The organism is Wolbachia endosymbiont of Drosophila mauritiana (assembly GCF_004795975.1).
GTDB lineage: Bacteria > Pseudomonadota > Alphaproteobacteria > Rickettsiales > Anaplasmataceae > Wolbachia.
Genome location: NZ_CP034335.1, coordinates 618,992 through 633,939 on the forward strand (window position 1 = coordinate 618,992; position 14,948 = coordinate 633,939).

Annotated in this window: 11 protein-coding genes; 7 read left to right on the forward strand and 4 right to left on the reverse strand. The window is 32.9% G+C overall.

Annotated elements, in window-relative coordinates; translation table 11 throughout:
• Positions 1-27 precede the first annotated feature (27 nt).
• The 3 genes from ligA to EJB00_RS03080 all read left to right on the forward strand — a co-directional run bounded on the left by ligA (position 28) and on the right by EJB00_RS03080 (position 6,510).
• Positions 28-1,983, forward strand: a complete 1,956-nt coding sequence (gene ligA / locus EJB00_RS03065; RefSeq protein ID WP_015588523.1) for an NAD-dependent DNA ligase LigA — start codon at positions 28-30, stop codon at positions 1,981-1,983.
• 1,175 nt (positions 1,984-3,158) lie between these two features.
• Entirely contained in the window at positions 3,159-3,485 is a 327-nt protein-coding gene (locus EJB00_RS03075; RefSeq protein WP_015588524.1) for a hypothetical protein, read from the forward strand.
• 16 nt (positions 3,486-3,501) lie between these two features.
• The gene (locus EJB00_RS03080) at positions 3,502-6,510 is read left to right on the forward strand and encodes an ankyrin repeat domain-containing protein (protein ID WP_135352728.1); all 3,009 of its coding nucleotides are present in this window, start codon (positions 3,502-3,504) and stop codon (positions 6,508-6,510) included.
• A gap of 133 nt (positions 6,511-6,643) precedes the next feature.
• On the opposite strand, the gene EJB00_RS03085 is transcribed toward EJB00_RS03080, so the two are convergent.
• Entirely contained in the window at positions 6,644-7,402 is a 759-nt protein-coding gene (locus tag EJB00_RS03085) for a cell division protein FtsQ/DivIB (protein WP_015588526.1), read from the reverse strand.
• The gene (locus EJB00_RS03090) at positions 7,383-8,336 is read right to left on the reverse strand and encodes a D-alanine--D-alanine ligase (RefSeq protein ID WP_015588527.1); all 954 of its coding nucleotides are present in this window, start codon (positions 8,334-8,336) and stop codon (positions 7,383-7,385) included. Before EJB00_RS03090 ends, EJB00_RS03085 begins: the two co-directional genes overlap by 20 nt.
• Positions 8,337-8,908: 572 nt before the next feature.
• On the opposite strand from EJB00_RS03090, the gene EJB00_RS03105 reads away from it, so the two are divergent.
• A complete protein-coding gene (locus tag EJB00_RS03105; RefSeq protein ID WP_015588528.1) occupies positions 8,909-9,175 on the forward strand; it encodes a hypothetical protein in 267 nt (88 codons plus the stop codon).
• A gap of 38 nt (positions 9,176-9,213) precedes the next feature.
• On the opposite strand, the gene EJB00_RS03110 is transcribed toward EJB00_RS03105, so the two are convergent.
• The gene (locus EJB00_RS03110) at positions 9,214-9,588 is read right to left on the reverse strand and encodes a ferredoxin family protein (protein ID WP_015588529.1); all 375 of its coding nucleotides are present in this window, start codon (positions 9,586-9,588) and stop codon (positions 9,214-9,216) included.
• A 61-nt stretch (positions 9,589-9,649) separates the two neighbouring features.
• Between EJB00_RS03110 and dprA the strand changes: the two genes are divergently transcribed.
• From dprA to EJB00_RS03125, 3 genes are all read left to right on the forward strand, one after another.
• Entirely contained in the window at positions 9,650-10,735 is a 1,086-nt protein-coding gene (gene dprA, locus EJB00_RS03115) for a DNA-processing protein DprA (RefSeq protein ID WP_135352729.1), read from the forward strand.
• A gap of 264 nt (positions 10,736-10,999) precedes the next feature.
• Complete coding sequence (locus tag EJB00_RS06215; RefSeq protein WP_010405218.1) at positions 11,000-11,140, forward strand: hypothetical protein; 141 nt, start codon at positions 11,000-11,002, stop codon at positions 11,138-11,140.
• A gap of 627 nt (positions 11,141-11,767) precedes the next feature.
• Entirely contained in the window at positions 11,768-12,076 is a 309-nt protein-coding gene (locus EJB00_RS03125; RefSeq protein WP_051063872.1) for a transposase, read from the forward strand.
• Between the two features lie 130 nt (positions 12,077-12,206).
• Here the strand turns inward: EJB00_RS03125 and secA are convergent, their stop codons facing one another.
• Entirely contained in the window at positions 12,207-14,858 is a 2,652-nt protein-coding gene (gene secA, locus EJB00_RS03130; protein ID WP_135352833.1) for a preprotein translocase subunit SecA, read from the reverse strand.
• Positions 14,859-14,948: the final 90 nt, after the last annotated feature.

The following is a 14,948-nucleotide window of genomic DNA, read 5'->3' on the forward strand; positions in this document are numbered from 1 at the left end:
GGTTATAAAGAGCATTATATTGGTATCATGACTAACTTGGAAAAGATGAGAGAAAAACTGCAGAACCAAATTAATTACCATAATATCTTATATTATCAAAAAAGTAAGCCAGAGATAAGTGATGCTGAATATGATGAACTGAAAAAAAAGTTAGCTGCAATAGAGCCAGAAGCTTATGCAACACAAGATAGTGTTGGTGCTCCGCCTGATGAGAGATTTTCTAAGATGGAACATCAAGAACCTATGCTTTCTCTTGAGAATGCTTATGATGAACAAGGTGTAGAAAAATTTTTGTCTAAAATAAAGAGATTTTTAATTGCAGATGAAATAGAGATATTATGTGAGCCAAAAATTGATGGATTGTCATTTTCTGCAATTTATGAAGATGGGAAATTTGTTAAAGCTGCAACTCGAGGTGACGGTTTTGTAGGAGAGGATGTAACTCACAATGTTGCAACAATAAAAGGCTTTCCTAAGTTTTTACAAGATGTGCAAGGAAGACTAGAAGTAAGGGGTGAAATATATATCAGTAACAGCGACTTTTTAAAGTTAAATGAAAATAATGAATTCGCTAATCCTCGAAATGCAGCTGCTGGTTCTTTAAAGCAATTGAATGCGAACATTACAGCAAAAAGGCCTCTTAGATATTTTGCTTATTCTTTAATTGGTGGAATAGAGAAAAGTCAAAGTGAGATACTAGAAAAGCTTGAGAAATTTGGTTTTTGCGTAAATGAGCATCGTTCCTTAACACGTAGTTTGAATGGAATGCTAAAGTTCTATAACGAGATCTATGATTGTCGTTATAACTTGGATTATGATATCGATGGGATAGTCTATAAAGTGAATGATTTGGTGCTACAAAGTCGTCTGGGAAGTACACACAAAGCGCCACGCTCAGCGCTTGCATATAAGTTTTCTGCGATTTATGCGAAGACAAAGTTAAATAAAATATTTATACAGGTGGGTAGAACGGGGGTTTTAACTCCAGTTGCAGATTTGGTACCAGTCAATATTGGCGGAGTGCTAGTTAGCAGAGCAAGTCTACATAACCAAGATGAGATAAAACGTAAAGATATAAGAGAAGGAGATGTTGTAACAATTAAAAGAGCTGGAGATGTAATTCCTCAAATTGTCAAAGTAGATGAAGGTTCTCGTCATACAAATATGCCTGAATTTGTTTTTCCTGACATATGTCCTGAATGTGGTAGTAAAGTGCAGATTGAAGGAGTGGCAGTAAGATGTCCTGAAGAATTTAATTGCAAGGCTCAAATAGTAGAAAAACTAAAACATTTTGTGTCAAAAGATGCATTTGACATTGTTGGCCTTGGTGAAAAACAAATAAAGTTTTTTTATGATCTTAGCCTAATAAGACAAATTCCAGACATTTTTATTTTAGAGGAAAGATTAAAAGAGTTTTCCTTAAAAGAGCATCATGGTTGGGGCGAGAAGTCAATAGCTAATCTATTAAGTGCTATACAAAACAGAAGAGTAATCACTCTAGATAGGTTCATATTTTCTTTGGGTATCAGATTTATCGGCCAAGTTGCAGCAGAATTGCTCGCAAATTATTATGTATCTTATGATAACTGGTATAATTCGATGTCATCAAATGATGTTGAGTTGGTAGGTATAGATGGTATAGGAGAAAAAGTAGCTGAATCTTTAAAATCGTTTTTTTCTCAGGAACGTAACATTAAAATGTTAAATGATCTTACTGCATATCTGCAAATTCTTCCCGTGAGCTCCAACTCTAGCGATTCTTTTTTGAATAACAAAATTATAGTGTTTACTGGTAAGCTACGTGCTATGAGCAGAGGGGAGGCAAAAGTAAGAGCTAAAGTTTTAGGGGCAAAGATCAGTTCAAGCCTTTCTACTAAAACTGACTATTTAATTGCAGGAGAAGATCCAGGTTCAAAATATAAAAAAGCAATGGAATTGGGTGTGGAAATTTTAGATGAAGAACAGTGGAACAAATTGTGCTAAAAACAACTTAATCTGACGGGAATGAATTAACTGATAGAAGAATTGAAAACTAATATCAGACTCTTATTTAATATAATTGAACACTCCCTGCTCTTTTTTTTATCAGTCGTTTATTATCAATTAATGAGACTATAGCCAAAATTGTTTCGATCTGCTCTACTTTTCTACTAATGATCTGATTAAGATTTTTTTCATTGAGCTTGGCAATATCATTGCTTACAAGGATAAAGGCATTTTTATATATTTCCCGAATAATTGAGAATTGTGAATCAGGGTACTAGCGCCTATTTCTAGTAGGTTTTTGTGTAAAATGTTCGTATAGGTTTGTAACAATTGAAACATCTGGTTTATTTATAGCTTCCCTTAAAGAAAGAACTAACATTTTCTTTAAGTTAGCTTGTTTATCTATATCAATTAAAAGTCTAGGATCACTTTCTACAGCTAATATCTTTTTCCACCATAAAATCATAACTTTTTTATTAGAATAATATAGCTTGATTGTTAATTATATCTGTGAGAAAATCAAGAATTGTGTATTTTTTTATATTTTATATAGGATTATTAATATTCACTTTAGTTTCAGAAACATACTGCAAATTAGAATCATAAAAATCTTTAATGTTCATTTTTCCAAAAACGCAAAAAAAGTACCTACCTTTGTGAAAACAAGCCTATAAAAATATGGTTGTAAAAATGGAAGCTTAAAATCATTGCAGCAAAGTTAGGCAAATTGGTTCATATGTAAATTTAGTGAAAGTAAGCCAATATAGATGATTTCATAGTGTAGCAAAATCACTATATTGAAAAGTTTATATGGTACACCAATTGATTCTAAAAAAAATGTTTTCACACTAACTGGTTTTGGGTGCTGGAAGTGACCAAATTACTTAGGTTGTTTAATACTGAATGAGTATAAATTTATTTCCTTCTACTAATCGTACATGGCCCAGAGTGGACAAATGGGAAGATTATACTATTAAAGATCTATAATATTAGAGCTCTGCCTAAAAAGTAAATCCATTAACTTTTATTCCACAACTTTGCAGTATTACTTATTTAATGATGAGATAAGAATTGCGTACTAATAAATAATAAAAGTTAATATAATAATAGAAATATTGACATATTAACAATATTATTATACTCTTAATATAATTAAGTAATTAAGAGAAATTATGAGTATTGTATTGTTTTATAAGAAGTTTAATGACCATGATTTAGGTGATGATAAAAGTTCTTTGAGAAAAAAGTTCAACGAAATAATTAAAGATTTAAAAGAGAACAACAGTACAAGCCAAGGGAATATAAAATTAATAAAAGGTGATGGGAATATTGAATATTCTCGAGCTAAATTAAGTGATAGTGACAGATTATTATTTACAAGTATAAAGCATAAAAACAAAGATGCTTTTGTTATTTTAGAAGTAATTCTGAATCATGATTATCATAAGTCTAGATTTTTAACAAAGAGAGAAAATAAAAAACATAGAAGTAACAAGTGAAGAAGTTCCTGATACAGTGGAGATTGAAGATGTTCCACAAGTTAGTTGTCTCGGTAAATTTATTACTTTTAGTGCAAAGCAGGAAGATATAGTTGAAAGGGTTGGAAAGCTTGAATTACCTTTAGTTATCAATGGGGCCGCTGGTAGTGGAAAAACATCAGTGGCTTTGGAGAGCCTAAAGAAGATAAAAGGGAAGTTTGAGGGAGGAAAAATTCTATATATTACCAAATCCGAAAATCTTATAAAAGAATCAAAAAAATTACTTGAATACGAATACTATGATGAAACTGCTAATGAGTTCAAGATTGCTGCTCCGGAAGAAATTGATTTCTTATCTCTTCATGAGTTTCTTGAAAAGCGAGCAGAAGATATAAAAGGAAAGAAGCCTATTGATAGAAGTAAATTTTTTTCATGGTTCAACAGAATATGCAAGAAAGATAAATTTAAAGAGTATAAAAAAGATGGAGATAAAATATTTGAAGAATTTACAGCTGTAATAGGTGGAGGAGACTTATTGGGAGAAGATGGAAAAGATAGATATGGTAAATTAGGAAACAGACAATCTATGTTTTCTGTAGATGAAAGGAACAGTATTTATGATTTTTTTAAAGAGTACAGGAAGTTTATAGAAAAAGATTCAGAGTATTATGATCCTAATCTTGTTGCGTATGAGTGCATTACAGAAGGAATGTATAGTGCGATTGTTGTAGATGAAGTACAAGATTTGACCGAGAGCACACTGAGTTTAGCATTAAAAAGTTTAAAAGATGAAAGTAAGGATAATTTTTTGTTATGCGGTGATATTAATCAAGTAATACATCCTAGTTTTTTCTCTCTATCCAAGTTAAAATCTTTTCTCTGTCAAAATCAATGTATAAGGGATCAAGGGTCAGAAGTTTTTTATACCCTTGAGAAGAATTATCGTAATAGTGAACAAGTCATTGAGCTTGCCAACCGTATACTACATCTTAAGAATTATTGTTTTGCTTCAGAAGATAAAATAACAGTAGACAACGCTTTTCTAATGAAGAGTGAGACTAAGAACAAAGGGAACGTTGGCTTTATTATTGATGATAAAAAAGAAGAAATAGCAAAAAAAATAAATGAATCTGTAAATTGTGCTGTTTTAGTTCTGGATGATGAAAGCAAAGAAGATGCTCGTAAATTGTTTGATACTCCACTTGTGTTTAATATACATGAAGCCAAAGGCTTGGAATTTGAAAACGTGATTCTTTACAAGTTTACATCATGTAAAGCTTACAATGAAATATGGAATATAGCATGTCCGAATAAAAGTGAGGGGGAGATAGATAATACTATTAATAGAATTCGTGATTCATATAACGAAAGGGAAGTTAACACTTCAAGAAATAAGGATAAGAAAGATAAGTCTTTGGAGAAATATAAATTTTATATGAACGCTCTGTATGTTGGAGTTACTCGTGCTGTTGATAGTGTATATATTATAGATGATGAGAGTAATTTATTGAAAATAATAGAGCCAAGGGAAGAAGGTAATGTAAATATTGAGCAGGAAAAATCGAGTCCTGAAGAATGGAGAAATAAGGCACTAGAGTTAATAGAGAAAGGAAACATAGAGCAAGCAGAACTTATAGCAAGGAAATTGCAAAACGAAGGAAAAAAAGAATATGCTGAAGAGATTATGAATGCGTTGAGAGCTAATAGGTATCATGAAGAGGATCAGATCTTAGATAAGAACAAGCATACAAATTCAGTGTTAGAGAGTGATATAAGTTCTAGGTCTTCACAAAGCTCAGAACATGAAGGGAAAGATGATGATATTAGCAACCTTCAGAATAAAAAGGGTAAACATGATCAAAATAAAAAGAAGAAAGCTAAAAAATATCATCAAGTTCAAGAGGTAAAACCACAGCTTTCTTTAGAAGATAGTACTAATAGAAAACACAATAGCAAAAAGCCTCAAAATGAAAAGTATAAACAGGATTTAAATGACGAAAAGGAATCAAAAAGATTAGAGAAAAATACAAATGAATTATTTTTAGCTTTAAAAAATGGTAATTTGCAAAGGGCTAAATGGTTAATTAAGAAAGGAGTTGATGTTCATGCTAGAGATAAGGTAAATGGTACTTCTTTACATTGGGCAGCAGAAAGTGGTTGTTATAAAGTAGTTAAACTTCTTCTGGATTATGGAGCTGATGTTCATGCTTTAGCTGGTGTAAAGCAGGAAAATTTGACTTCTTTACATATAGCAGCAGGAAATGGTTACGTAGATATAGTTAAACTTCTTCTAGAGAATGGAGCTGATGTTGAGGCTAAGGTTAAGGAAGATGTTACTCCTTTACATGTAGCAGCAAAAAATGGTTATTATGAAGTAGTTAAACTTCTTCTAGAGAATGGAGCTGATGTTGAGGCTAAGGATGAGGAAGATGTTACTCCTTTACATGTAGCAGCACAAAATGGTCATACAGATATAGTTAAACTTCTTCTAGAGAATGAAGCTGATGTTAATGCTAAGACTGAGGAAGGTAGTACTCCTTTGTTATTTGCACTCAAAATTGGCCATTCCAAGGTAGTTGATCTTCTTCTTGCTGATCCAAATATTAATGTTGGTTGTATAGATCTCAAATCCGTTAAAAATGGAGAAGGTAAAAGAAAATGTGTTATAAAAAGAGTTCAAGATGGTGAGTTGTTTAATAAGGTAAAAGAAGTGGCAAACCAAAAGGATACAGGTAAGCTAGATGAATTGCTCATAGAGATAGAAGAATTACTGGAATCAAAAAATAAACATGGTTTCAAACCAAGCTTAAACTATTCTCCAGATGGTAATGATGAAAATACTACTGTTGAAATTGCTATTCAAGCTGGTGGAAAGTTACTGCATCTTTTATATGCTTATGCTGAGAAGAATATAAGTAAAGACACTGAAATATTTAAACGACTCAAACATGCTAAAGAAAACTCTCAGTCTAAGAGAGATCTTTGTGATGTTTCTGTTTTTAAACATTCTACTCCAGATCAAGGCTTTTTGTTTAGTAATGGTTAATGCTTCCTTCTATAATTCAAAACCCATACTCACCCAACCTAATTGATTACTTGCAATCTGGATTCCAGTTTTAAGCTACTCGGATGACAGAGAAAGGGCTACTTGCATGACATGAAAAGGAGCACCGAGCAGATCACTTCTTCACAAGGATCTTATCAGCAACACGCATATCAATTATGCTCCAATTGCTAAAAGTAAAGTCAGTTGTATTTTGCAAGTGGCTTAAATAATCCCATGAGCTATAAGGATTATCTTCAGGCAATTTTACTGTGGCACTGTCATCGAGTATGATATTCCATCTTCTATTGCCTACATAAACACAAGAAGAAATATGATCACTTAATTGAGTTTTCCTCTCTAGTATATATTTAATGAATTTTAGGCTTGATAACGAATTTTGTCCTTTGATTATAACGAGGTTATCTATCTGGTAATCATCTACGATTACTTTACCTTCAGAGTCAATTACTGAAGTTCTGTTATCATCTTTCCAAAGAGCAAAAGGTTTGTGTTCATTTACATCAATGCGTAAGGTGTTGGGTAAAATCCTATAAATTCTTACATGTTTTATCCATTCGCTTACAGATTGTATATTATCTGTTAGTTTTGAGAGTGATACATACATGATAGGTTGTGTTCTATCTACTAAACTTAGAATGTCCTGTTCATTTGTAAATTTGTTTCCAGTAACGGTTACTTTGTCGATTGAAAATCCATTGCTAATTAATAAGCTCGATAAGCGATCGTTACACCAAGTAAAGTAGTAATTGAATCGATTTGTTATTTTATCAAGTGAACTATAAAGTACTAATGTGAGAAAAAGTGCAGTGATAATAACAAGAGCGCACTTGCGCAAAAAACTTCTTTGGCTTCTAGTAACATTGTTCAACATCGGCTTGATCTCTAATATTCCTGTGGTGTAAACTGTCTTCGACAATAATTTTGACTAATTCATTAAAATCAATTCCTCTTGTCAATTTTGCAATTTCTGGTACTAACGACAATTCAGTAAAGCCAGGATGTGTATTAACCTCAAGCATTTTTAAAGTGTTATTTTGGGGATTATAACGGAAGTCTGAGCGGGAAACAGTTTTACATCCTAAAAATTGATGAACTTTTAACGCGTGTTCCAAGGTTATTCTATATATGTTGTTAGGAATTTCAGCAGGAAATATATGTTCTGCAAATCCATCTGTATACTTTGCTTCATAATCATAGAATTTATTTTTCGGTCGTATTTCCATAGTGCCAATTGCTTCATTCAGTAATACAGCAGTATGTAACTCTATACCCGGTATGTATTCTTCTATGATCATCTTTTCCATTATAGTAGAACTGTTATTTTTCAGCTCTAAGTAATCCTCATGCGAGAAAATCATGTGTACTCCAATGCTTGAGCCTTCGTTAATCGGTTTTAAGACGTACGGATAATCAATTTTAATATTATTTTTTAGCAGATCTTCTCGACTAATTACATAACCTTTTGGAGTGTCGATACTAAGGGATCGGAATATATGCTTTGACATCACTTTATTCATAGCAACAGCCGAAGCTGTAACTCCAGAGTGTGTATATTTTATACCTAAGATTTCCAATAAACCTTGAATACAGCCATCTTCACCATAAGGACCATGTAGAGCAATAAAAGCAAGAGCAGGATTAGTTTTTTTAAGCTTTTGAGCAATGTTGCTATCAACATCTATTTCTATTGCCTTATATAAAAGGCTATCAAGCGCCTTCTTGACTGCTTTTCCGCTCATAAGTGATATTTCTCTTTCGCAAGAAAATCCACCACTTAAAATTGCTATAGTTGGAATCATAAGCATTCTATACCTTGCTATATATCATATATAAAAGATACTTTTATCTTCAATAGAAAAAACATTTTGAAAAATTCTATACTATGTATAGCTATACAGATATTGTAACTTGCAGGTGGTGTCATGCAAATTAATTCCTTGATGATCAGATACCAGATTGCAAGTAAAACTGGAAGATCTTTTTCAGTAATATTCTTTAAAAATTTAATTTTGTAATCCACTTGATTTCCACTTTACGTCTTTGTAATCAACTGTTTCTACACCTTCAATGTCATATTGATCAGCAACTACAGATAGTTCCATTTCATGATCTATTAAATAGTCTTTCTGCTAATTCTTGAGTGAGCTGCTTAGTAAGCTCAACTAGCTTAGCAAAATGCTGTAAAGTTTTTTTACTGAAAGATACATTAGCGTTTGCCGTAAGTTTTACCAAAGTTCATGAGTAATTGTACAATATTTTCCTGAAATTTTCAATAAAGTAAACTTATCTGGAAAGTAATTATGCTGATATAAATATTACAATTTTATTAACACATAAATGCTACCGTGGTGTTAGTTTTTTAATTTAGGAATATATTATGGTTATATCTACACAAGACTCTAATTCATTAACGTTTCAGGCACGCAATCTATCTCATATTTGCCACAAAAACTGTGAAGAGGCGTTCAATGAAACAGACGAACCTCTATGCAAGGCTAGATGTGACGCTTTCTTTCCAGTGCTTGAACCTCGTTCACAAATTAGTGAGAAATTAATAGACATTGCAAACAATCTCCGTTTTGAAGGTGCACAATTATCGTCTATGGCAGATGAAATAGATGCTTACAATTCAATGTCTATTTAATCAAAAAAGAGTAAGTATACAAAAGTAGACTTACTCTATTACCCTAAATTTTCATCAAAGTAAGCTGTTTTATCCTTTTTTTCTTTATACTCTTCTGCTGTATCTAGGGGTTGCTTTTTAGCTGTAATGTTTGGCCATTTTTGCGAATATTCTACATTTATGTTGTAAAATGATTTAAAGATTTTTTGTTCATTATTCAGTAAGTCTTCATCTAGCTCTAGAATATCTTTTATGGAATCATCAGTTACAATTGCATCTACTGGACATTCAGGTATACACACTCCACAATCAATACACTCATCTGGGTTAATCACGAGCATGTTTTTACCTTCATAAAAGCAGTCAACGGGACATACTTCCACACAGTCTGTATATTTACATTTTATGCATTTATCTGTAACAAAATGCGTCATAAAATACTGTATATTTGCATTATCTTGGGTACACTAAATTAATAAGAAATTCAAGCATTTTATGAAGATAAATAAATTGAATAACGAAGAATTAGAAATATGGCTAAGCTTGGCTAGAACTGTGGGACCAGTAAAGTTTTTTAGTGTACTAAGAGCATGTGGGTCGCTAGATGAAGTACTAAAATATCTTAATAAGTTGACTAACAAGGATTATGGAATTCAAAGTGCAAAAGAAGAAATTAAGAATGCGGAAAAAATTGGAGCCAAAATAATACCAACATGTAATCCAGATTACCCTGACATTTTAAGGAATATCTCTGGTTGTCCTCCTGTAATAACTACACTTGGTGATGTATCATTATTAAGCCGTGAGATAATTGCAATAATCGGTGGACGTAATTCTTCAATGAATGGAAGAAATTTTGCCAATAAGTTGGCACTTGATTTAAGCGAAGCTGGTTTTGTTATTGTTTCTGCACTTGCAAAAGGAATCGATACTGCAGCAAACAGTGTAATATACAAAAATCATCCCACTATTGCTGTTACAGCAAGCGGAATTGACGTAGTATACCCAAGAGAAAATCTTGATCTATACAAAAGAATCACTGAAAATGGCGGATTAGTAATTACTGAGCTTCCATTTGCTACTAAACCAAAGCCTCAGTATTTTCCTCAAAGGAATCGAATTATATCTGGTCTATCGCTGGGTGTTGTGGTAATTGAAGCATCAAAAAATTCTGGTTCTCTCATAACAGCAGATTTTGCTTTGAATCAAGGAAGAGAGGTATTTGCAGTTTCTGGTTTTCCTCTAGATTCACGCTGTAGTGGTAGTAATTATTTAATTAAGAACGGTGCTAAGCTTATTGAAGCTGCTGATGACATAATAGAGAGTATTAGGTTTAGTTTACCTCCGCAGCAAAAAAGCCTATTTGATGTTGAGCACTGTTCTATTAACCAAAAACAAGAAAAATTACAACAGGCAAAATCTGTTATAGTTGATCATATTAACTCTGTACCTGTTGATATAGATGAACTTGTATTAGCAAGCGGACTTTCTACTAACATAGCTCTAATGGCTCTTTTGGAACTAGAGTTAGAAAACAAAATAGAGCGTTCGCCGGGGAATAAAATATCATTAATTTTCTAGATTGCTTTAGTTATAAGTCCACAACCGTACAAACATTATGATTTGAGTCCACCAAGAAAGATGTCATTCCAGCGTGTGACGCTGGCTTTCCGTAATCTCACTAAAACGTTGTATTTTTACATAACTTTTATACTTACTAACTTAATATATAATCAGAATTCCTAGATTCCAGACTCATGCATCAATAGACCTGCTGCAAAAGGTAATGATAAAATGATGGGAGAGAGGTAGAAGAGGAATAAGCAGATAGAGTAAGGTAAAAAAATGAGCTTTAGTTACTACAATATAAAGAAACACCCAAGAAATTTTCGTAATATAACAGGCTTAACTGTAGAAGAATTTGAAAAGGTGATAGAAAAAGTGGGGAACGTTCAAAAAAGTGTGTCAAGCCGAAAAGAAAAGTAATAAAGTGATATAAAAAATGGAGGTTTGAAATGAGTCAAGCAAATAGAACTACCGGATTAGTAGACTATAAAAAACTAGAATCAAATATTTTATCATCTATAGCTAACCCAAGAGAGGTTTAGCTATATGGCAAAATTGGTTAGAATGGTATAATAAGTAATGAGAAAGAAGAAGATGCCAAGTCCATATAGTGAGGATCTGAAAGAACGTGTTCTCAAAGGAGTCGATAAAAAAACAATGACGATAAAAAAATCAGTCAAATATTCAAAGTGAGCATAAAAACAATATATTTGTGGAGGAAAAGGAAAAAAGAAACAGAAACCATCTTCAGGCTATCACAAAGGATATGGCCATAAGATTAAAGATATGGATAGATTTATCAAATTTCTGGATGGAAATCAAGATATTAGAATTGAAAAGATAATTGAAGAATTTGGTAATATGTGTAGAAACACAGTATATAACTACCTTAGCAAAGTAAACTATACATATAAAAAAAACTTTTCTTTATCGAGAAAGAGAAACGCAAAGAGTTCATAAAAAAAAGTAGAAGAAATAAATAAATAAAGAAAACTTGATATACATAGATGAGTCTGGAATAGAGGACAATGAATTTTATGAATATGGGTGGTCTCAAAGAGGCAAGAGGTTATTTGCCCAGGGTTTAAAAGAAAGAGGGTAAGCATGATTGGAGCACTAAATGAAGGAAAAGTTAAAGCACCATGGATAATTGATGGCTACTGCAACAGCGAGATTTTTGATGCTTATGTAGAAAATGTACTTGTTCCTGTATTTAAACCTGGACAGACTATTGTTCTCGACAATGCGAGCTTTTATAAATCTGCAAGGACGAAAAATTTGATAGAAAATATTGGGTGTAAAATTTTGTTCTTACCTCCATACTCGCCAGATTTAAATCCGATTGAGAAGTTCTGATCAAGCACGCCATAAAAAAGGCTCTACAAACCTTTTGGCCCAATATTAATTCGGCTATTGATTTTGTTTTTCAGCAATCAGCTAAGCCTTTCTTGGGTTAGCTATAGCAGCTATAATGTGCTTGCAACAACTAATTCGCTATGACAACTGCACCGTGACAGTTTTTGTATTTTTTTCCAGAGTTACAAGGGCACTTGTCATTTCTTGAAACTTTTGGAAATCTGCTATTTTTAGTAGAGCGTGACCTATTGCCTATTTCTTGATTGTCTAGCAACTTAAAGTGCGCTAGGCGGTGAATGGTAAGCTCCCCCCACTTTTCAAGCATCGACTCAAACATTAAGAAAGCTTCGCGTTTAAATTCATTCAGTGGGTCTTTTTGCCCCATGGCACGCAAATTTATGCTTTGTCTTAGGCTCTCTAAGACCGAAAGGTGCTCCCTCCATAAATGATCAAGTGTCATGATCATCACTTGTTTCGCTATCGTATTCCACAAATCTGTAGTTTGTTGACTATTGAAATATTTTTCTTTCTCAGTAAAAAATTCTTGTATTTTGTCATTTATATAATCCAAGGCTTCTTGTTTATTCAAAAACTCTGCTAGATTAAGCGTTATCCCGTATCTTATGTGGAATTCTTTTGCAATATCTTCAACATAATCTTCGTAATAACCACTTTGTACTATACCTTCTATTATATCCTCATTTACTTCACTATATACTTTAACTAAATCATTGATTTCATTGTTTAAAATATGATTTCTCTGCTTAAAAATAACCTTACGTTGATTGTTAATTACATCATCAAACTTTAGCAAAGACTTCCGCACATCATAATTTCTAACTTCAACTTTCTTCTGTGCTTTCTCAAGTGCTTTATTAATCCATGGGTGATGAATAGCCTCATTGTTCTTTAGTCCCACTTTTTGTAAAAAATTCCTCATTCTATCAGAGCCAAATATTCTCATTAAATCATCTTCAAGTGATAGAAAGAACTTAGAAAGTCCAGGGTCACCCTGACGACCAGAACGGCCACGCAGTTGATCATCTATTCTCCTGCTTTCATGCCTTTCGGTTCCGATAACACATAAGCCACCAGCTTTTATAGCAATTTCCTTATCTTTTTTTACTCTTTCGACTATTTCTTGATATTTTTTTTCTCTTTCATCAGCATTTTTTATTTTCTCGAGCTCTATTTTTGCAATCATTTCAACATTTCCACCAAGCTGAATATCAGTTCCACGTCCTGCCATGTTTGTTGCTATAGTAATGCTGCCTGGTATTCCAGCTTGCGCTATTATATACGCTTCTTGTTCATGATAACGAGCATTCAGTACTGAATGCTTAAGAGAATAGCTTTGCAAAAGCGCAGAAAGTTTTTCAGAGTTTTCAATACTTACCGTACCAACAAGGACTGGTTGTAGGCGTTTGTGGCATTCTTCTATGAATTTCAATACAGCACTAAATTTTTCTTTTTCTGTGCCATAAATTTCATCGTCAACATCTATTCTTTTAACAGACACATTAGTTGGAATTTTTACTACATTTAATCTATATATATCATGAAACTCCTCTGCCTCTGTTACTGCTGTTCCTGTCATACCAGAAAGTTTGTTGTACATACGAAAGTAGTTCTGAAATGTGACTGATGCTAAAGTTTGACTTTCATGCTGAATTTCAAGATTCTCCTTTGCCTCCAGTGCCTGGTGAAGACCATCAGAATATCTCCTACCTTCCATCATGCGCCCAGTAAACTCATCAATAATTACCACCTTACCGTTTTTCACTATATAATCTTTATCAGCAGTAAACAGCTTATGTGCACGAAGTGCTTGATCTATATAATGAGTCAGTATAATATTGCTAGTATCATAGAGCGAGGAATTTTCAGGAATGATGTTATACGATTTTAGTAATTCCTCCACTCGTGAAATGCCATTTTCAGTGAGGAACACTGCTCTACTCTTTTCATCGACTTCATAGTCAGAATCAACTAATTTGATTACTATTTTATTGATATGCTTATATATCTGATTATTTTCCTCAAGTGGGCCAGAAATAATGAGCGGAGTACGCGCTTCATCAATCAGTATGGAGTCTACTTCGTCTACTATTGCATAATTGAAGCCTCTTTGAACCATATCTTCTTGAGAAAATTTCATATTATCTCGTAGATAATCAAAGGCAAGTTCATTATTTGTTGAGTATACTATATCTGCGCTATAAGCCTTTTTTCTCTCGTCGTCTGTCAAATTATTTGTAATAAATGCAACAGAAACTCCAAGAGAATTATATAATTTACTCATCCACTCTGTATCTCGTTTTGCAAGATAGTCGTTAACAGTTACGACGTGCACACCTTTTCCTTCTAAAGAATTTAGATATGCAGCTAAAGTTGCGACGAGTGTCTTTCCTTCTCCTGTTTTCATTTCTGATATCATGCCATTATGGAGAACCATTCCACCAATTAGCTGAACGTCGAAATGCCTCATATTAAGGAATCTTCGTGATGCTTCTCGTACAACCGCAAATGCAGGTACGAGAAGGTCATTTAGTGTTTTTCCATTTTTCAGTTCTTGTTTTAATTCCGTAGTTTTACTAGCAAGATCCTCATCAGATAAGCTCTGCATTTCTTGCTCTAGCGCATTAATTTGCTGAGCAATTTTTCTGAAGGATTTTATTATCTTCTTGTTTGTTGATCCAAATATCCTTTTTGTAAAAAAAAGTGACAACGTAAAGATAAAGAATATAAGAATAGTTGTTAAAACTAACGTAGAGTCTGGCATAAACTTAGGTAAAGTTTTATTTAATATGAGATTATATTACTAAACGTAACCTGCGGCAATTAGATTCAGAAAATCTTTATTTACAAACTA

What these genes read in the sequence shown, in the direction of transcription:
- secA (WP_135352833.1), bottom strand. Translation starts at nt 14,858, where the DNA reads ATGCCAGACTCTACGTTAGTTTTAACAACTATTCTTATATTCTTTATC.
- EJB00_RS03090 (WP_015588527.1), bottom strand. Translation starts at nt 8,336, where the DNA reads ATGCTTATGATTCCAACTATAGCAATTTTAAGTGGTGGATTTTCTTGC.
- EJB00_RS03085 (WP_015588526.1), bottom strand. Translation starts at nt 7,402, where the DNA reads ATGTTGAACAATGTTACTAGAAGCCAAAGAAGTTTTTTGCGCAAGTGC.
- ligA (WP_015588523.1), top strand. Translation starts at nt 28, where the DNA reads ATGACTAACTTGGAAAAGATGAGAGAAAAACTGCAGAACCAAATTAAT.
- EJB00_RS03110 (WP_015588529.1), bottom strand. Translation starts at nt 9,588, where the DNA reads ATGACGCATTTTGTTACAGATAAATGCATAAAATGTAAATATACAGAC.
- EJB00_RS06215 (WP_010405218.1), top strand. Translation starts at nt 11,000, where the DNA reads ATGAGCTTTAGTTACTACAATATAAAGAAACACCCAAGAAATTTTCGT.
- dprA (WP_135352729.1), top strand. Translation starts at nt 9,650, where the DNA reads ATGAAGATAAATAAATTGAATAACGAAGAATTAGAAATATGGCTAAGC.
- EJB00_RS03075 (WP_015588524.1), top strand. Translation starts at nt 3,159, where the DNA reads ATGAGTATTGTATTGTTTTATAAGAAGTTTAATGACCATGATTTAGGT.
- EJB00_RS03105 (WP_015588528.1), top strand. Translation starts at nt 8,909, where the DNA reads ATGGTTATATCTACACAAGACTCTAATTCATTAACGTTTCAGGCACGC.